Here is a 19,248-nt window from a genome sequence, read left to right on the forward strand (position 1 = left end):
AACCAAAGTTTTCATTCTACGATTCACTTTACCTAAAAATGACTTTAAAAAGAACACATACCTGCGGAGAATTAACAGCCGAGAATATCGGAGACGAAGTAATATTAAACGGTTGGGTTGGTCCACGTCGTGATCTTGGCGGTGTGATCTTTATTGATCTGCGCGATCGCTATGGAATTACTCAGGTTGTTTTCACTGAAACCGATGAAAAATTACATGCTAAAGCAGAAGAGCTACGCGCTGAATATGTTGTAGGCGTGAAAGGAAAAGTGATTACGCGTGGCGATGAAAATGTGAATGCGAATTTGGTTACCGGTGAAATCGAAGTCGAAGCTACAGATCTGATCTTTTATTCAGAAGCAGAAACTCCTCCGTTTGAAATTAAAGACGGTATTGCTACAAATGAAGAAGTTCGTTTGAAATATCGTTATCTGGATCTTCGTCGCGCTGAGATGCAGGAAAAAATGATGCTTCGTTCAAAAGCATACCATGCAATTCGGTCTTATTATCATAAGAATGACTTCGTTGAAGTTGAAACACCTGTATTGATGCGAAGTACACCCGAAGGCGCGCGCGATTATTTGGTTCCGAGTAGAGTAAATGAAGGGAAATTCTTTGCGCTTCCACAAAGTCCTCAGACCTACAAGCAGCTATTGATGGTTTCAGGGTTCGACAGGTATTTTCAGATAGTGAAATGTTTCCGTGATGAAGACCTGAGAGCTGATCGTCAGCCGGAATTTACACAGGTAGATGTGGAGATGAGTTTCGTAAATGAAGATGACATTTACACCTATCACGAAGGTTTGATGAAAATGATCTTCAAGGAAACGATCAATGTTGATATTGAAACTCCGTTTCCTCGAATGACTTATGATGATGCCATGAATACATATGGTTCTGACAAACCGGACACTCGTTTTGGAATGGAGTTCAAAGATTTCTCTGATATTGTTAAAGATGCGGAATTCAAAGTGTTTTCAGGGACGGTTGCAAATGGTGGTGGAGTAATAGGAATTACGGTTCCCGGACAAGGAGAAATGGGTCGCGGTGCTATTGACCGTTTAACAGACCGTGTTAAAAAAGAAACCGGAGCAGGCGGACTTATCTACATCAAAATGCAGGAAGACGGACCAATGTGTAGCGTTGGTAAATTCCTGACTGAAGAGATCGTTTCTGAAATGGTAGAAGCTTCCGGTGCAGAAAAAGGAGATCTGGTATTGATTCTGGCAGGACCAAAACCTGATGTCTTAAACCAACTTGGTCAGCTTAGATTAATGATGGGTAAAGATCTTGGGTTGATCGATAACTCGAAATTCAATCTTTTATGGGTTACTGACTTTCCGTTGTTGGATTGGGATGAAGAAACCAGAAGATATCATGCCATGCACCATCCGTTTACTTCACCAAAAGAAGAAGACATGGAATTAATTGATACGGATCCTGCTGCTGTTAAAGCCAGAGCTTATGACTTGGTATTAAACGGAAGTGAAATTGGTGGTGGTTCGATCAGAATTCATAACAGAAAAGTACAGCAAAGAATGTTCGAGCTTCTCGGAATCGGAGAAGAAGAAGCAGAAGAAAAATTCGGTTTTCTACTTTCAGCATTCAAATACGGAGCTCCTCCACACGGTGGTATCGCTCTTGGTTTGGACAGAATTGTGATGTTGCTGACAGGAGCAAAAAGCTTGCGGGATGTTATAGCTTTCCCAAAAAATCAAAAAGCTCAAAGCATTATGGACAACAGCCCGGATGTGGTAGATAAACACCAATTAGATGAATTGCATATTCAGATAAAAAAGAAATTGAGCTGATGAAAACAGGCGGCATTGACGGGTGCAAAATCGGATGGCTATTTATTTCTTTTGATAAAGGAAACGAAAGATGGGAAGTGCTTGAAACCAAGGAGCAGTTAGAAGAAAAGTTTCTTGAGACGGATCGCGTGTTTCTTGATATGCCCATTGGTTTAGAAGACGAAGAATATACTCGTGAATGCGATGCTTTAATGAGAAAAGAAGTAGGCGGAAGTTATTCTTCCAGCGTTTTTTCTCCGCCAATTCGTCCGGCGTTGGCCGCTCCAAGTTATGTTGAAGCTAATATGATCAGCTACGAATACACAGAGAAGAAGCTGTCTCTTCAATCCTGGAACATCACACCAAAGATTCAAATGGTGGATGATCTGCTTACAACTCATAAAGGTCTCGAAGAAAAAGTGCTGGAAAGTCACCCTGAACATTTATTTCAGATATTGAATGAGGGTGAGATCTTTCAAAAAAAGAATTTAAAAAAAGGGATCAAGCATCGCCTTAAATTGATCGAAGAGGAAGAGCCAGTTGTCGACGATTTCTTTCGTGATATCAAAGAAGAATACAGACGAAGCGAAATTGCTGAAGACGATATAGTAGATGCGATGGTGTTGGCTCTGTTTGCCAAATGGTCAAAAGAAAAACCTCTGAAAACTATCCCTGCTGAAGTAGAAAAAGATGCTATGGGATTACCAAAGGCCTATCACTTTATTTAACTGATTTTGAGTTTTTAGTGTTGAGTTATGAGTGGTAACTCAACTCTAAAAACTAACCACTTAAAACTCATTTAAGTATTTTCTTGTACTTCACTCCTGCTTTGTGAACATAATTTATTCCATTGAAAGCTGCTATTCTGTAAGCTTCACTATAGGTAGGGTAATTCAGCACATGATCGATAAAGTAACGGATATCGCCACCTAAATTCATTACTGCTTGTCCCAAATGAATGAGATCGCTGGCTCGTTCGCCGATAATATGAATACCGAGAATTTTAAAAGTCTCCTGATCAAAAACAATCTTAAGTAATCCTGTTTGTTGATTACTTACATCACCTTGAGTAATGTTTTTATAATATGCGCGCCCAACAGCTACATTAAACCCTTTATCAATTGCTTCTTGTTGCGTAAGACCAATATTTGAAATTTCGGGAATAGAATAGATAGCAAATGGAATTTGGTCGGGCATTTCCAGCGAGTTGTTTTCTCTAAACATTTCACAAGATGCAATTCTACCCTGAGAAAATGATGCAGAGGCCAATCGCGGGAAGCCGGAAGCATCACCTGCAGCAAAAATATTATCTACCGAAGTTCGGAAAGTGCCATTTGTTTTAACAAACCCTTCTTCGTCGAGATCAACTCCTACATCTTCTAATCCAACACCATTTGTATTAGGGAGTTTCTTTCCCAAATAAAGCACATGTTCAGTTTCCAGGACATATTTTCGTCCCTTTTCTTTATCTCCTTTAAGAGTATGCATTACTTCTACTGAACCCCGAAGATCATTAACACTGATAGAAAGGTCTCTGACTCTTTTGATTACTTCAATGGAATGATCCTTTAAAACAATCCCAAGCTCTTTTTGTATATCCTCGTCAAGGAAGGGAAGGAATTCCGAAGTATAACTGAGAATAGTGACTCTAGTCCCAAGAGATGAAAATGTAGTTGCATATTCAAGAGCATTGATACCACTTCCAATGATCACCATTCTTCGGGGAATATGAGTTAATGAAAGAACGGAATTATCATCTAAGACCAGATCATGATCAACCTTAAAACCATCAGGTTCTTTATTGTGACTTCCGGTTGCAAGCAAAATATATTCAGCAGTAAATTCCTTTTTTTCACCCTCCCAATTTTTTACTTCAATAGTGTGATTATCTTTTAAAGTCCCGTAGCCTCTGTAGGTATCTACTTCATTTTTTAAAAGATCATTTTCAACCTTTTTGTTCTTGCTTTCCAGAATCTGATCTTTGTAAGAGAGTAAGTCACCCATTAGATATTTTGAATAGGGCTTTTCTTTAGCCTCTTCAGGGAATTGATTCTGATAGCGCTGAATAATCCGTGAAGTTTCACGGAGAGCTTTACTCGGAACTGTTCCGGAATTTATCCATGCTCCACCTAAATGGTCTTGATTGGCTTCAATAACCAGAACTTTCTTATCAAATTTTGAGCTTTGCATAGCACAAGAAAACCCTGCAGGGCCGCTACCAAGGATAATTACGTCGTAATCGTACTTTTTCATAGTTAGTATAGTGAGTGTGAGCTTGAAAGATAGCCCATTTTTAACCCTAAATCAGATATAGAATCAGCTAATAGTGTAAACAAATCGAAAAGATAGACACTTTATATAGTCACAGGAACGAATTTAACAATGTCATTGCTTATTTTAATAAGCAGAAAAAGTGGCATCAAATTTGTAGATGCTTGAGAATAGAAATTTAAATTAACAAAGAGGAACCATGGCTTACGAATTACCGGAACTACCATATGCTTACGATGCATTAGAACCTCATTTTGATGCAAAAACGATGGAGATCCATCACACTAAGCATCATCAGGGATATACAAATAAAGTAAACGCAGCTCTTGAAGGACATGCTTTTGCAGATCTGGATATTGAGGAAGTGCTAACCAGAATTAATGAAGTGCCTGATTCAGTGAAGCAGGGAGTCATCAATAACGGTGGTGGTTATGCAAACCATAAATTATTTTGGACCATTCTTTCACCAAACGGTGGCGGAAATCCTGATGGAGATATAGCAGAGGCTATCAATGAAGCTTTTGGAAGCTTTGATAAATTCAAAGAAGAATTCAGTAATGCTGCAGGCACTCGCTTTGGTTCAGGATGGGCATGGTTATCAGTAGATGGTAGCGGAAATCTGAAAGTTCATTCAACAGCAAATCAAGATAGTCCTTTAATGGATGGATTAACTCCGGTTCTTGGATTGGACGTTTGGGAGCATGCGTACTATTTAAATTATCAAAACCGACGTCCTGACTATATTTCAGCATTCTGGAATGTTATCAATTGGGATCAGGTAAATAAAAACTATAAAGACGCGAAGTAATCTTTTTACAGAGATTCGTATCTTAACTCCAATTTAAAAGGAGAAATTATGCAATTTGGATTTGGAATAGGTCCTGATACGTCCTGGATGAGAGAAGAACTCACACAATTTGGTGTGGAAGAACTCAAAACTCCGGAAGATGTAGACCGTGCAATGAAAGAGTACAAAGGCACAATGCTGATGGCGATAAATTCGGTATGCGGCTGTGCTGCCGGAAATGCCCGACCGGGCTTGGGAATTGCTTTAGAAAATTCTGAAGCGAAACCTGATCATATGGTTACTGTATTTGCCGGACAGGATAAAGAAGCAACTGCTCATGCACGAGCTTACTTCAGCGAGTATCCACCATCATCACCTGCATTTGCATATTTTGTAGATGGGGAAATTAAAGCAATGATTCCCCGTCACAGAATAGAAGGCAGAACAAGTGAAGATGTAGCTAATGATCTTAAAATGGTTTTCGAAGCCTTTGGAAAAGAAAAGGATGAAAAGTAAAAACCTTTAAATGATCATCATTTATTTAAACCCTGAGTATTAAAGTACTCAGGGTTTTTTATTTTAGTAAAATTAATAAGTGTCGATAACACTGTTTGTACTAAAATTTTGGGAACTGAATGAAAAAAGCGATTATCGTTGAAGATAATTTATTGATAGCAGTTGTTTACAGGCATTACCTCGAGAAAATGAATTACAAGATCATTAAGGAAGTAACAACGGGGGAGATGGCCATTGAGGTTTTGGCTAGCGAAAAAGTCGATATTATTATAATGGATATTATGCTGAATGGTGTAATAGATGGTATTGATGCTATGGTTGAGATCAGAAAACAGACGAACAGCCCTGTAGTTTTTGCCAGCGGCAACTCTGATGCATTAAATATGAGCAGAGCTTCGGAGGTTTCAAATTCAATGTTTTTGATAAAACCTGTTACTGAAGATGACTTTACAACAGCAGTTTATAAAATGACAGGAACAAAAAAGCCGGTCTGATTACTTCCCACTCCCAAAATCCACTTCTTTACCATCTTTGAAGATCCGTAATCCATCGGGATTACTTTTTGAGCCGTTTGGTCCATATTCAGTAACGCTAGCCGCCAACTCTTCTTCAGTTCTGGGTTCACCAACTTGTCTGGGTTCATCTTTGTGAAAGGAATCTACATGTAGTGTCTGAGTCGGGAACGCAAATTCAACACCAACTTCTTTGGCAAGTTTCAGAACTTCGAGAAAGAAATTATGCTTTTGTTGTAATTCGGTACTCCAATCAGGCACTTTAAAGAATACATATACCATCACATCTAAAGAGTGTGCTCCAAAAGCATTGAAGTGGACTTCATAAAAATCCTGACGAAAATGAGAATTTGATTTTACAATCGCTTTAATGCCTTCCACAAAAGCTTCCATCTGTTCAGGAGAGGTTGAATAGGTTAGATTAAGAGTAGTCAATAAACGACGATATTCGCGGAGTCCTAAATTATCAACTTCATTATTGGAAATGTTTGAGTTTGGAACGCTCACCAGTGAATTATAAAAAGTTCTTATTCTGGTAGATCTGAATCCCACTTCTTCAACAGTTCCTTCTACTCCTGCAACTTTTATCCAATCACCAATCCTGAAAGGCTTATCAACAAAGATGGTTACGGAGCCGAAGAAATTAGCTAAAGTATCACGTGCGGCAAGGGCTACTGCAAGTCCACCAATACCGAGACCTGCAATTAAAGAAGCAACATTATATCCGTTGTTTTGGAGGATTAGAATTACCCCCATCACAAGAACAAAAAAGCGAAGTGTTTTACGAATCAAGGGGACGAGTTGGTCATCCAGTTTGGTTTCGGTTTTTGAAGTGAGGACTCCTAAATACTTAGAAAATACATCTGAAAGGTTATAGAACAGCCATATAAATCCTACAGAGACAGCTATTTCAAGAATCAGCGAGAGGTAGTGATTAACCGTAACAGATAGTTGAAGGTTGGTAAAAGTTGCCAGCCAGAAAAACATCATAAAAATAAAACCGGATGGCTTATCTATTCCGTCAATCAGATCGTCATCCCAGGTAAACGCTGTCTTTTTGGCTAATTTATGGATGTAATTTTCTAGAATAAATTCGAATACCTTTCGGAAGATCAATCCGAGTAAAAGCCAGCAAAAAACAGCTATGTACTGCCAGATTTGTATTCCAAACCAATCTTGTTTTAAAGAAGCGGGTAATTCTCCAACTACAGCTTCCACTAAGGAAGAAAAAGTATCTCTATATAATTCAGGAATTTGCTCAATGGTAGCTTTTGAAAATACCCATTCATCATTTGTCTTGGTAAGGTAGATCTCAGGAAGCTCATCAAATAAAATATACTGTTGCAAACCGGAGAGGCTATCTACATAATTTCTTGTATTTGGAACGTTCTCATATTCAACTAATAAGCCTCTGGCATCAAGAACTTTTTTTAATTCGGTAGCAAGTTCAATACGTTCTTCATCAGTTCCTTCAAGCATCTTCATTGTTAAAGCCGCTTTGCTCAAATCCAAGTGACCTGTTTGTTGCCAGTGCAAAAAAGTATGCAACGACTTCTTAGGAGTAGATAACAGTTCTGACTGTGCATTTTGAAAAGCCAGTGCTGATCCCGACAATAAAAACAGTAGACAAATAAACCCTGATGTGAAAAAACGTTTTAAACTCATAAATAAATCCAGTTAATTGATTGCAAATAAAATAAAGAATGTTTCGGAGGCATTAAAAGATGAATAATAAAAGAAAACGGGTAACAAAAAACAGAAAAAGCCGTAGCTTCATGAACGCAAAATTTAAATAGACTAAAGGGCAGATTAAGAGTGATCAACAGAAACTCTTACATATTAATATTGCTGGGGATTTTGGGATTTACCGGGTTTGTGTTCCTGAGGCCTTATACAGATTTCTATGCCGGAGAGCCAATTTCTGAAAGCAGAAATGAAGTAGAATCAAAAGTAGCTCAGTTGTCTCAGGCATTTGGTTTTTCGACTGATAGCCTGGAAATTTTTACGTCAAGAAAGCAGCACGTTCGATATTTTGATGCCATTAATGACACTCTTAATGGCGAATTTTCCGCCTATGAATTAAATCAAAGAGAAAGAAATCTTCAATCATGGGTTAGTGAAATTGGTAAAAAAGGTGCTGTAAATGAAACTATTATCAATCCCGGGGCACTTTTCGAATCTTATGGAAGATTTAAAATGCGATTTTCCAATTCAGGAAAGATAACGAGACTTTCTTCTAACGAATTTGCACCTAATCCGACGTTTCTGAAGGGTAGTTCTCCTATTGAGATCGCTGAAACGGTGGTTGGTAATATTCTGGGTTACGATCTTAGTATGTATAAATTTCTAAGTTCAGATGAAGATACCAGCTCCATTGATCAGGAAGAGCTAAATCCGGAAACACCAAATCAGGTCTCAAATAGTTCGTTTAGTTCGGGATTGGTATTTAACTGGATCAGGAAAGGGGATAATTTCGAGCTTCCTAATACACTGTCCCTAAATTTGGAATCAGTAATTAAGGAATACGAAGATGAAAATACTTTTAGTACCGAATTCGGATACCAGATCAATTCATTTATAGCAAAGAATGAACTTGAGCCTGAGAATTTTGATGCTGTCGTAACCCGACAAGCCAGTACTTTTACGTTTGTGTTTTTCGGCTGTTTGATCTTGATCGTAGCATGTGCTTTTACGGTAGGAATTAAAAATATCTTCAGAGGAAAAGTTGAGTGGCGCAGGGCTTTATTCATGTTTGCCACAGTGGGTTTAGGAGTTTATGGGTGGCAGGCAATGTATGCGATGAGTTCATTTATGCCCTTTTATGAGAACACCGTTTTACTTGGAGCAGCAATAAACAGCTTGGTTTTTGGGTTAGCGGTTGGTTTGTATATGGCCTTAGCTTATGTAGCATGGGAAGCATTGGCAAGATCTCAAAAGCATGCTCAACTTGATGTTATCGACGCTCTTTGGCAAAGAAAGTTTTTTGTGAGAGAAACCGGATCCGGTCTTATGCATGGTTTTGCTCTTAGTGGAATTATCATTGGACTTTTCAGTCTGATGGTTTCTGTACTCGATTTGTACTTCCTTCAAGCGGATAGCCAGTTTGGATTTACAGAGCCAAGTAATGAGCTTCAGTTGTTGACAATGAACATGAGTAGCTGGACTACCACCTGGTTAGTTGTTTTTGTACAGATCGGTTTTGTTTATGGATTGGTTCATCATTGGGTCCGAAATAAATGGTTTGCCTTAATTATAAGTATTTTATCAAGTGCCCTGTTCATATCTGTTTTAGGAAGATTGATCGCTACAAATGGAGAATTTTTTCAAGATTATATAATCTTTCTGGTTGTTTCTGTAGTAACAATAATTGGATACCGGGTTTATGGAATTCTTACTGTATTAACAGCATGGTGGGTTTTTGCGGTTGTGTATATGATCACGCCGTACTGGAGTTCTCCCAGTATTGAAGTTGCTTACATTTCCTGGGCTCAGGCAGGAATAATATTAGTAACCCTTATTTACGGTTTAATTTCATACCGACTTGGAACCCCACTTTCCGAAATAGGAGATTACGTTCCTGAATACGAAGAAAAGATATCACAACACTTAAGAGTAGAAAGAGAAATAGAAATTGCGCGGGAAAGTCAGTACAAATTAATGCCCGTAAAGCCACCACAAGCTGAAGGGTTTGATGTTCATGGATTTTTCCTTCCTTCTTTTGAAGTAGGTGGAGATTATTTCGACTATGTTTTAAGCGAAAACGGAGATGGTTCTGCAAAGGCGCTCACAATGGTTGTTGTGGATGTTTCCGGGAAAGCTATGAGGGCGGCTATGCCTGCAATTTTCACCAGTGGATTGCTTCTCTCTAGAATGAAAGAAGACTCTCCGGCCGAGATCTTGTCAGAAGTGTGTGAGCCTATTTATAGTCGTACAGATAAAAGAACTTTTATTACCTGTGCGATGGCAAGATATGATCTTGCTTCAAAAATGCTCAGTGTTGCGAATGCAGGACATTGTAAGCCCATTTTAAAGCGAAACGGAAAAGCTGATTTTATTCAAACACCCGATCCAAAATTACCATTAGGTATTAAGCCGGATGTGAAATACCAAAACCTTGAATTCAAACTTAAGAAAGGTGACTTTTTCTTGTTATACTCTGATGGGTTACCGGAAGCGGCTAACGAGAAAGGTGAATGGTTTGGTTTTGATGAAGTTCCGGCTCTTGTGGAACGTATTGACACAGATAACCTTTCTGCTAATGAGATAGCTCAAGAAATTAAAAGAACAGTGCAAAAATTCAGTAATTATCAGCTAGCTGATGATACAACTGTAATTTGCTTAAAAGTATAACTAATAATTAAGGCCTAACACTATGGCTCAAGAAACAGATTTCTCATTCAACGTACCGCCGGAGTTTGAGAAAATTACAAAGAATATTAAATCGATTGCTATCGGTTTAGTAGCGGTATTGGTGATATTCTCATCTTTTTATACAGTAGAAACAGAAGAGGTTGGAGTTATAACCAGATTTGGAAAATATGTTTCCAAAGCACAACCGGGTTTAAATTTTAAAGTTCCTTTCATTGATCAAGTGCAATATGTACCTGTTCGAAGACAGCTTAAAGATGAGTTCGGTTACAGAACAGCATCTGCAGGAGTGAATTCAACGTACAGAAAAGCAGGTTATGGAGGAGAGTCTTTAATGCTTACAGGAGATTTAAATCTTGCTGATGTAGAATGGGTAGTTCAATATAGAATTGATGATCCTTACAATTATTTGTTTAAGGTCAGAAACCCGGATGAAACACTACGCGATATTTCAGAAACCGCAATGCGCCAGATCGTTGGTGACAGAACGGTAGATGAAGTTATCACTATTGGTAGAGCCGAAGTTGCATCAGAAGCAGAGTTGATCATTCAACAGATCTGCGATGAATACGAATTGGGAATTAAGATCGAGCAATTGGTACTACAAGATGTGAATCCACCGGATCCAGTAAAGCCTTCTTTTAACGGAGTAAATCAGGCTCAACAGCAAAGAGAAACTTTGATCAACCAAGCTCGCGCTGATTACAACCGTGTAATTCCTCGTGCCGCAGGTGAAGCTGACCAAACGATTCAACAGGCTGAAGGTTATGCACTTGATCGTGTGAATACTTCAGAAGGTGAGGTTTCCAGATTTAATGATCTGTATTCAGAATATATCAAAGCTCCTGAAGTAACAAAGACGCGTATATTCCTTGAAACGATGGAAGATATCCTTCCAAAGATGGGACAAAAGATCATCACGGATGACAAGGGAAACAGTGTAATACCATTGCTGCAATTACAGATGAATGGAGCTAAGGTGAAAGCAAATAATGATGGAGGAACACCATGAAGAATGTAAAAGGAATAGGTTTACTGATAGTACTTGGAGTTATAGGTTTAGTAGCATCGCAAGCACTATTTATCGTATCAGAAAAAGAGCAAGTAATTATAACCCAATTTGGTGAACCAATAGGCGAAGCCATTACAGAGCCTGGCTTAAATGTTAAAATTCCATTTCTGCACAAGGCTAATTTCTTTGAAAGAAGATATTTGGAATGGGATGGTGACCCGAATCAGGTTCCAACGAAAGATAAAGTATTTATTTTTGTGGATACATACGCCAGATGGCAGATAACGGATCCTCTTAAGTATTTCGAGACTCTTGGTGATGAAGACGGTGCTCAATCACGACTTGATGATATTTTGGATGGGGAAACCAGAAATGCAGTTGCTGCTAACGATCTGGTTGAACTTATTCGTAGCACGAATCGTGAACCCGCTCAACCGGATGAGATAGCAGATATTGTTAGTGATTCTCTGCAAGCCATTAATGTTGGGCGCGACGAAATTCAGGAGGAAATTCAGAAACTGGCTAACGAAAGAGCTAAAGACTTAGGTATTGCGGTTCTGGATTTCCGGTTCAAGCGAATCAACTATGCTGAAGAAGTACGTCGTACAGTTTATGATCGTATGATCTCTGAGAGAAACAGAATTGCGGATAAATTCCGGTCTGAAGGTCAGGGTGAAGCATCTAAGATCAATGGTGAAAAAGAACGTGAGTTGAAAAGAATTCAATCAGAAGCTTTCCGTGAAGCAGAAACCATTCGTGGTAGAGCCGATGCAGAAGCAGCAGCTATCTATAACGATGCTTATAATAAAACCAGACAAGCAAGAGAATTATATGCATTTGTTAAAAGTATGGAAGCTTACGGCAGAACAATTGACAAGGAAACTTCACTTATCATATCTACGGATAGTGAGTTTTACAGATATCTGAATTCTATCGACTAATAGTTCGGATGATTAATTTTATCAAAAGCGAAGCCTTATCAGGCTTCGCTTTTTTTATTGGGTTTGAAATCACTCCTAAAACTCTCATGGAGTTCTAACTTCCCGTATGGATTTTGTTTTCGGGCATATAAAAGAATACAGATCAGAATAAAAATCATCCCTAAAATTCCCAGCAATCCGGCCTCGGGTCCAAACTTACCACCCGTCCAAATATCCGGACCAATTTCGTTTGTTTGGAGCACAGACCGTCTTCCATCAAGTCCGCTTACAGGTAATCCGTAAATTCCACCCATTACCCAGTTCCATGAAAAGTGAATTCCTATCGACATCGCCAGCCTTCCGGTCAATAGAAATGGAACAGCGAGCATAAAGCCCGCCAGAATAATATTAAAGGTAGAAATTGCAGATGCATTTGGATTTCCTGCATGGGCAAAACCGAAAAGTACTGATGTTAAAATAACAGCAATCCATGAAGCTTGTTTAGAAGTAATTTTTCCGAAAGTAAATCCTTCAGCTAAGTTTTTTATGGGGTAACCTCGAAACAGCAGTTCTTCATAAAACCCAACTGAAAGCATTGTCATGAAGTATGTAAACGCTGACCATCCCCACATTTCAATACCTGCTCTTTGCCAACCGTAACCTGTAATTTCCAGCCAGGAAAATCCGTATTCGATCGAAAAAATGATGGTCTGGGCCAGAAAAGCGATAAAAACTCCGAGCCCAAACTCTATCCACCATACTTTTGAGACCTCGAGACCAATCGAAGAAACAGGTCTTTTATCCATTCCCTTTACAACAAGAAAAGCAGCTAGGAGGCATCCTAAAGAGATGGAGAGCGAAGCTACCCAGCTAATGGAAATAAGGCTAGAAGGTCTTATGAAAAGAATAGAAATAACCAAAAATACCACGATTCGAATTCCGGCCCGGAACCTCTGTTCAGAATTATTGTAAAGAATATTCATGCGGGTTGGCTTGTTATTAACTTGTTCAATCCATTCCTTAAAATACTAACTCTTTAAAGAACTACATCATTATGAAAAGATATGTTTTGCATACCGAGAAAGAAATTATAGAAGAAAATTTTAGTGTTACATCTTCATCAGAGTCACTATTTGAGCCTTCCTATAATGTTTTTCCGGGATCTCCAATGCCTGTAGTTTTTCATGATTCTGAGCGGGAAATAAAATCAGCGGTTTGGGGAATCAGTTCGAAAAAAGAAAAAATAACAAGCTTCAGCAAAAGTGAAGTGGAAGAGAACTCGATAAAAGACCGTAACTTAAAACCCTGTCTGATTCCGGCAAGCGGCTTTTACTTATGGAAGCAATCTGTTGATGATAAATACCCTTTTTATATAAGAATGTTGGGAAGAGAGGTGCTGGGGTTGTCAGGACTGTATCAGGAAACTGAAGACAAGAGCGGAAAGAAGTCATTGGAATTTGCTGTAATTACAAAAGCATCAAATGTACTGCTTCAGCCACTAGAGCCTACTATGCCTTGTATTTTAGATCCCGAGAATTTTGAGCAATGGATAAAAGGAAATGAAAAGGAGGTACTGCAATCTCAGTTTCAGGACACGCAATTAATACCGGATCTAGCGGTATACAGAGTACCGGAACTGGTTAATGATCCATCAAATAATTCTAAGGAACTTATACAGGCTATCCCAAAGCTGAGAGACGATGACTAAAGGAAATTTTGATTCCATAACTGATTCGATTAATATTCTTAAAACTTTAAATAAGCGGAGGAGTTATGGAAGGCAAGAATATGGCAGTTTGGTTTGAGATACCTGTTCAGGACATTCAAAGAGCTAAAAAATTCTACGAGACTATTTTTGATATAGAACTTTCAGGCATGGATATGGGAGATGAGTTCAAAATGGAAGTTTTTCCGGGCGATCAGGATTCCGTAAGTGGCGCATTGGTGTACAATGATTCATGGTACAAACCAAGTAAAACAGATGGGCCTTTGCTTTATCTGAATGGTAATCCTGATTTGCAAGCTGTTCAGGATAAGATTGAAGCCGCAGGCGGAACCGTTACAATTCCAAAACGACAAATTTCTCCCGATTATGGCTATATGGCTGTCTTTGAAGACACCGAAGGGAATAGAATGGCATTACATTCTGATAGTTGACATGACAAAAGCCAAAAAGCATGGGCTATTTTTTACAATATCTCTACTGGTAACTTTACTGATAAACTTATCAGCTATTGTATTAGGATTTGCAATTATTTCCTTAGAAGAATTTGTTAGTTCAATCTTTGAAACGCCATTTAGTTACTGGTTTTATTTTCCAGTTGCTTTCTTTTTATATCTAAATATTTATTTAGTTTTCGCGATTCTAAATTGGAAACAGTGGTCTGTGAGGGCATTCTTTTTGTCAAATTTTATACTTTTTGCTTTTGTGATTTCAATAGAGAAGATTATGATTCTCTCTTTTCTTCCAATATTTACAATTGTGTTAATAGCTAGTGCGTTATTTTTTGAAAAAGAAAAGGGTATATGGTTTAAGAAAAGTCACTAACACTAATGTAGAAAAATAATATACTTTGGAAACTTTTGACATAGTAATGGTTATCGCCATCATCCTGTTTGCAAGGCTGGGAGTTCGGTTGGTGTACAGGTGGTACAATCAAAAAAATGAAGAAGATCCGCCGGAAGCGTGAAGCAGATTTATTATTGGGTGATCAGGCTATCTTTTTGTTTTAGTGAAGCGAAATAAGCTGCCCCCACAATGCTTGCTTCGTTTTTGAAAGTGGCAGGTTTAAGCTTGGTGTTGATCTTAATAAAGGGGAATGTCTTTTCCGGTTTTTTACTTACTTGACCACCGAGTATAAAAAGATCGGGATGGAAAACACGTTCGTAATGTTCTAAAGAAGCCTGCAATCTTTTAGCCCACGTTTTTCTTTTGATACCTTCTTTTTTTCGAGCTTTGTTAGAAGCCTGATCTTCGATAGGGATTCCTTTGATCTGCATTAATCCGAGTTCAGTATTTGGAAGTAGCAATCCATTATTAAAAATGGAAGATCCCACGCCTGTTCCAACAGTTAATACAATAGTAGTTCCCCGTTGATTTTTACCTGCACCAAAAGTCATTTCAGCTAAACCTGTGGCGTCAGTATCATTAATAACATTTACATCGCAACCGGTAATTTCTGAAAAAAGATGATTGGCATCAGCGTCAACCCATGCTTCATTTATTCTGTTCGCAGACAGTACAATGCCTCTGTTCATTGCTGCCGGGAAAGCACAACCGATTGGGCCATCCCAATCAAACTGCTTAACAATGTGATGCATCTTTGAAATCAACTTATGAGGACGGGAGTCTTCAAGTTCACCGGTAGTTTTTTTCTTGGATATAATTTCTCCAAGAACGGTATTTACAATCGCTCCTTTTATTCCATAGCTGCCGATATCAATGCCAAGTACTTCCAAATTGTTAAATATACCTGTTAAGCTTTTTTATCTTAGAAAACACAAAAATTCTCTGTGTTCATTGTGGTTAAAAATTACTTCTCAACCATTACCCAGCCTTTATTCTCCACCATGTCTTTGGCGTACTTCCATTTAATACCTTCTTTCACTTCACCAGTGGTGGTATTTTGGATGCTTACTTTGTCATTTCGGCCGGGTTCATCTTCAACCACAACAGGTTTACGTTTTACGTTTGGTCCCATTGGTTTTTGCTGATTCCCGTTCTGTGATTGCCCGCCTTGCATTCCCATATTAGTAGAGTCTGCCTGACTTGCTTTCATTCGACTGGTATCAAATCTGGATTTTTGCTTCTGAGCTTGCTGAAGGCTGTCATTATTTGCTTGCCCTTCCGGTATTGATTTCCAAATAGTAGAGATCACTTCGGTATTGATCATTCCGATCAACTGCTTGAACATATCAAAAGCTTCACGCTTGTACTCTAATAAAGGATCTTTTTGTCCGTACGCCCGAAGTCCGATACCTTCTTTTACAGAATCCAACTCACGCAAGTGTTGCATCCACTTGTCATCGATAGTTGCCAGAACAGCTGTTCTTTCCAGAGCCCGGGCTACTTCTTTACCTTCATTTTCTAACGCAGCGTCAACATCTACAACCACACGCATTCTTTTAATGCCGTCAGTAAAAATTACCTGAACTCTTTCAGGTCGGTTTTCAGCTTCGCTTTCTGCAATTCGCTTCATCACTTCGTAAAGAGGTCTAGCCATACGTTCTTCTTTCTGGCGATAAACTTCCAACGCTTTGTCAATGATCTTGTCAACAAGTTCATCCGGATTCATTTTTCTCCAGGCTTCCTCATCAAACTCCACATCTACAGCAAGGTTAATCAGTATTTCCTGATGAAGACCAGCATAATCTCCTGCAGCAACATGATCCTCGACAAGATTTTCAACGAAATCTTCCAACATATCCATGATATCAGAGATCAACTGGTCTCCGGAAAGAGCGTGACGACGACGAGCATAGATCACATTACGCTGATTGTTTAATACATCATCATATTCCAGCTGCTTCTTTCTTATGCTGAAGTTATTCTGCTCCACTTTTGATTGAGCGCGTTCCAAAGATTTTGTCATCCAAGGATGGGTAATAACCTCACCTTCTTCAAAGTTCAATCGGTCCATCACATTGGCAACACGGTCTGAGCCAAACATAGACATCAGATTGTCTTCCAGAGAAACATAAAACTGAGATTCACCCGGATCACCCTGTCGACCGGAACGACCACGAAGCTGCAAATCAATTCGACGAGATTCATGTCGTTCAGTACCAAGAATTGCTAAACCGCCATTTTCTTTTACTCCGGGAGCCAACTTAATATCTGTACCACGACCCGCCATATTCGTTGCCACGGTAACAGCTCCGGGCTGTCCGGCAGATTTTACGATCTCACTCTCACTCGCATGTTGTTTCGCGTTCAATACGTTATGAGGAATTCCCGCTCGTTGGAGCATTCTACTCATGGTTTCAGAAACATCAACGCTGGTAGTACCAACCAAAACAGGTTGTCCTTTTTCATGATATTCACGAACCTTTTCAATAGAGGCGTTGAATTTCTCGCGCTTCGTTTTAAAGATCAGATCCTCTTTATCATCTCGCTGAATAGGTCGATTGGTTGGAATTACAACTACATCAAGATCATAAATTTCGTTGAATTCACCTTCTTCCGTTTCAGCAGTACCTGTCATGCCAGAAAGTTTGTGGTACATTCTGAAATAATTCTGAAGGGTAATAGTAGCGTACGTTTGTGTAGACGCTTCCACCTTTACTTGTTCTTTTGCTTCAATTGCCTGGTGTAAGCCATCAGAATAACGACGACCAGAAAGTACACGACCCGTATGTTCATCAATGATCTGAACTTTTCCATCCTGTACGATATACTCATCTTCTTTTTCGAAAAGAGTGTATGCCTTCAGTAGCTGATTTACAGTATGAATTCTATCACCACGCTCGGCAAATAATCTGTGAAGCTCATTGAAACGTTGCTCTCTTTCCTGGCGAACTTCTTCTTTAGCTTCCTCAATTTTTTTCTCTTTGTATTCGTCGCTGAGTTCTTTCTGTTTTACTTCTTCAACCTTTTCTGTTTCAAGTTGTTTAATTTCTTCTTCGATGTCTGAAGTTTCAGCACCCAGATCAGGAATTATAAAAAAGTCAGGATCTTCTCCTTTTTTGGTAATGAACTCACGACCTTTTTCAGTCATCTCTATAGAGTTTAATTTCATATCCACAGCGTAATACAAGTACTCGTCTACCTCAGGCATGTTCTTGGCATTATCCTGAAGGTAGAATGCTTCTGTTTTTTGAATCATCTTCTGGATACTAGGCTCCTGAAGCATTTTTCTGAAACGTGAGTTCTTCGGAAATCCACGTTGTGCTCTGAATAACGCCAAACCGGCTTTTTCTTCATCCCCGGCTTCGAGATGTTTTTGAGCTTCCTTCACTAACTCAGAAACCAGTTTCTTTTGGGCGTCAACCAGCGACGCCATTCTTGGTTTCATTTCCTCATATTTATCCGACTTGTTATCGTTCGGAACCGGACCCGAAATAATAAGTGGTGTTCTTGCTTCATCAATAAGGATGGAATCAACCTCATCAATAATAGTATAGTGGTGCTCGCGCTGAACCAGTTGTTCCTTTTCGATTACCATGTTATCACGGAGGTAATCGAAGCCGAATTCGTTATTAGTTCCGTAAGTAATGTCTTTGCGGTATGCTTTTCTTCTACCTTCAGAATTTGGTTCGTAATTGTCAACGCAGGCAACTTCGAGTCCGTGGAAATTGAAGATAGGTTCGTTCCATTCGGCATCACGCTTTGCAAGATAATTGTTAACCGTAATTACATGAACACCACGTTCCGCAAGTGCGTTAAGATAAGCGGGGAAAATAGCGACAAGTGTTTTACCTTCACCGGTTTTCATTTCTGCGATCTTTCCCTGATGAAGTGTAATTGCACCAACCAGCTGTACATCATAAGGAATCATATTCCATTCAACTTCATCGCCGGCTACTTTCCAGCTTTTACCGACAAATCGACGGCAGGTATCTTTAAGCACGGCATAAGCTTCGGGCAAAATGTCATCTAAAGTATCTTCAAGTATATCGAGCCACTCTTGTTCAAGGGTATCCAGTTCATCAGCTAACCTTCTGCTCTCACCTTGAGATAAGTTTTCAATGTCATCCATTTTAGCCTTTACTTCTTCTATTTTCTTAGAAGTTTCGGCGGTGGCATCCTTGATCTTTTGTTTGAACTCCTGAGTCTTTGCCTTCAGTTGTTCATCACTCAATTTCTCCATTTCAGGTCCCAGAGCATTGATTTCATCTACAATGGGTTGGATATTTTTAATGTCTTTTTCACTCTTGGAGCCAAAAATTTTGGTAATAACCTTTCCGATCTTGTCTAACATAAATTGTGCAAACTTTAAATAAATAAAATGATGTGTACGCTATTTACATACAGCATGATAAATTACGCAATTATTGTACCAATTTTTTATAGGAAGTAGGATATAAATAGTTAATAGTGGTTGTTAGTAATAAAAACCATATATTGCACACT

General features: G+C 38.9%; 16 protein-coding genes. 11 read left to right on the forward strand and 5 right to left on the reverse strand.

The window, feature by feature from the left end; translation table 11 throughout:
* Positions 1–38: 38 nt before the first annotated feature.
* Complete coding sequence (gene aspS, locus A8B79_RS08885) at positions 39–1,811, forward strand: aspartate--tRNA ligase (protein ID WP_066221168.1); 1,773 nt, start codon at positions 39–41, stop codon at positions 1,809–1,811.
* Positions 1,811–2,518 (forward strand): DUF429 domain-containing protein, encoded by a 708-nt coding sequence (locus A8B79_RS08890; RefSeq protein ID WP_066221171.1) that lies wholly within the window; start codon positions 1,811–1,813, stop codon positions 2,516–2,518. Before aspS ends, A8B79_RS08890 begins: the two co-directional genes overlap by 1 nt.
* 67 nt (positions 2,519–2,585) lie before the next feature.
* On the opposite strand, the gene A8B79_RS08895 is transcribed toward A8B79_RS08890, so the two are convergent.
* Positions 2,586–4,043: an FAD-dependent oxidoreductase gene (locus tag A8B79_RS08895; protein WP_066221174.1), complete on the reverse strand. Its 1,458-nt coding sequence runs from the start codon at positions 4,041–4,043 to the stop codon at positions 2,586–2,588.
* Positions 4,044–4,260: 217 nt separating this feature from the next.
* On the opposite strand from A8B79_RS08895, the gene A8B79_RS08900 reads away from it, so the two are divergent.
* The 3 genes from A8B79_RS08900 to A8B79_RS08910 all read left to right on the forward strand — a co-directional run bounded on the left by A8B79_RS08900 (position 4,261) and on the right by A8B79_RS08910 (position 5,858).
* Entirely contained in the window at positions 4,261–4,869 is a 609-nt protein-coding gene (locus tag A8B79_RS08900) for a superoxide dismutase (protein ID WP_066221176.1), read from the forward strand.
* Positions 4,870–4,917: 48 nt separating this feature from the next.
* Positions 4,918–5,364, forward strand: a complete 447-nt coding sequence (locus A8B79_RS08905) for a BrxA/BrxB family bacilliredoxin (RefSeq protein WP_066221178.1) — start codon at positions 4,918–4,920, stop codon at positions 5,362–5,364.
* 119 nt (positions 5,365–5,483) lie between these two features.
* Positions 5,484–5,858, forward strand: a complete 375-nt coding sequence (locus A8B79_RS08910) for a response regulator (RefSeq protein WP_066221181.1) — start codon at positions 5,484–5,486, stop codon at positions 5,856–5,858.
* Here A8B79_RS08910 and A8B79_RS08915 read toward each other — a convergent pair whose 3' ends face one another.
* A complete protein-coding gene (locus A8B79_RS08915; RefSeq protein ID WP_066221184.1) occupies positions 5,859–7,541 on the reverse strand; it encodes a mechanosensitive ion channel family protein in 1,683 nt (560 codons plus the stop codon).
* Between the two features lie 150 nt (positions 7,542–7,691).
* Here A8B79_RS08915 and A8B79_RS08920 point away from each other — a divergent pair, with 150 nt between their 5' ends.
* From A8B79_RS08920 to hflC, 3 genes are read left to right on the forward strand one after another with little or no spacing between them, the layout of a single operon-like run.
* On the forward strand, positions 7,692–10,226 hold the full coding sequence (locus A8B79_RS08920) for a PP2C family protein-serine/threonine phosphatase (RefSeq protein WP_235603640.1): 2,535 nt from the start codon (positions 7,692–7,694) through the stop codon (positions 10,224–10,226).
* A 22-nt stretch (positions 10,227–10,248) separates the two neighbouring features.
* Positions 10,249–11,256, forward strand: coding sequence for an FtsH protease activity modulator HflK (hflK, locus tag A8B79_RS08925; RefSeq protein WP_066221186.1), 1,008 nt, complete (start codon positions 10,249–10,251; stop codon positions 11,254–11,256).
* Positions 11,253–12,197 (forward strand): protease modulator HflC, encoded by a 945-nt coding sequence (hflC, locus tag A8B79_RS08930; protein ID WP_066221192.1) that lies wholly within the window; start codon positions 11,253–11,255, stop codon positions 12,195–12,197. The genes hflK and hflC overlap by 4 nt, the downstream gene beginning before the upstream one ends.
* Positions 12,198–12,235: 38 nt before the next feature.
* On the opposite strand, the gene A8B79_RS08935 is transcribed toward hflC, so the two are convergent.
* A complete protein-coding gene (locus A8B79_RS08935; RefSeq protein WP_066221195.1) occupies positions 12,236–13,159 on the reverse strand; it encodes a CPBP family intramembrane glutamic endopeptidase in 924 nt (307 codons plus the stop codon).
* Between the two features lie 71 nt (positions 13,160–13,230).
* Here A8B79_RS08935 and A8B79_RS08940 point away from each other — a divergent pair, with 71 nt between their 5' ends.
* The 3 genes from A8B79_RS08940 (at position 13,231) to A8B79_RS08950 (ending at position 14,724) form a co-directional block, all read left to right on the forward strand.
* A complete protein-coding gene (locus A8B79_RS08940) occupies positions 13,231–13,884 on the forward strand; it encodes an SOS response-associated peptidase (RefSeq protein ID WP_066221199.1) in 654 nt (217 codons plus the stop codon).
* Positions 13,885–13,949: 65 nt separating this feature from the next.
* Complete coding sequence (locus tag A8B79_RS08945; RefSeq protein ID WP_066221203.1) at positions 13,950–14,333, forward strand: VOC family protein; 384 nt, start codon at positions 13,950–13,952, stop codon at positions 14,331–14,333.
* Position 14,334: 1 nt separating this feature from the next.
* Positions 14,335–14,724, forward strand: coding sequence for a hypothetical protein (locus tag A8B79_RS08950; RefSeq protein ID WP_066221206.1), 390 nt, complete (start codon positions 14,335–14,337; stop codon positions 14,722–14,724).
* A 152-nt stretch (positions 14,725–14,876) separates the two neighbouring features.
* Here the strand turns inward: A8B79_RS08950 and ppgK are convergent, their stop codons facing one another.
* Together ppgK and secA are read right to left on the reverse strand one after the other, a co-directional pair.
* Positions 14,877–15,635 (reverse strand): polyphosphate--glucose phosphotransferase, encoded by a 759-nt coding sequence (ppgK, locus tag A8B79_RS08955; RefSeq protein WP_066221209.1) that lies wholly within the window; start codon positions 15,633–15,635, stop codon positions 14,877–14,879.
* 74 nt (positions 15,636–15,709) lie between these two features.
* A complete protein-coding gene (gene secA / locus A8B79_RS08960; protein WP_066221305.1) occupies positions 15,710–19,084 on the reverse strand; it encodes a preprotein translocase subunit SecA in 3,375 nt (1,124 codons plus the stop codon).
* Between the last annotated feature and the right edge of the window lie 164 nt (positions 19,085–19,248).

It is taken from the genome of Balneola sp. EhC07, from assembly GCF_001650905.1.
Taxonomy (GTDB): Bacteria; Bacteroidota; Rhodothermia; order Balneolales; family Balneolaceae; genus Balneola.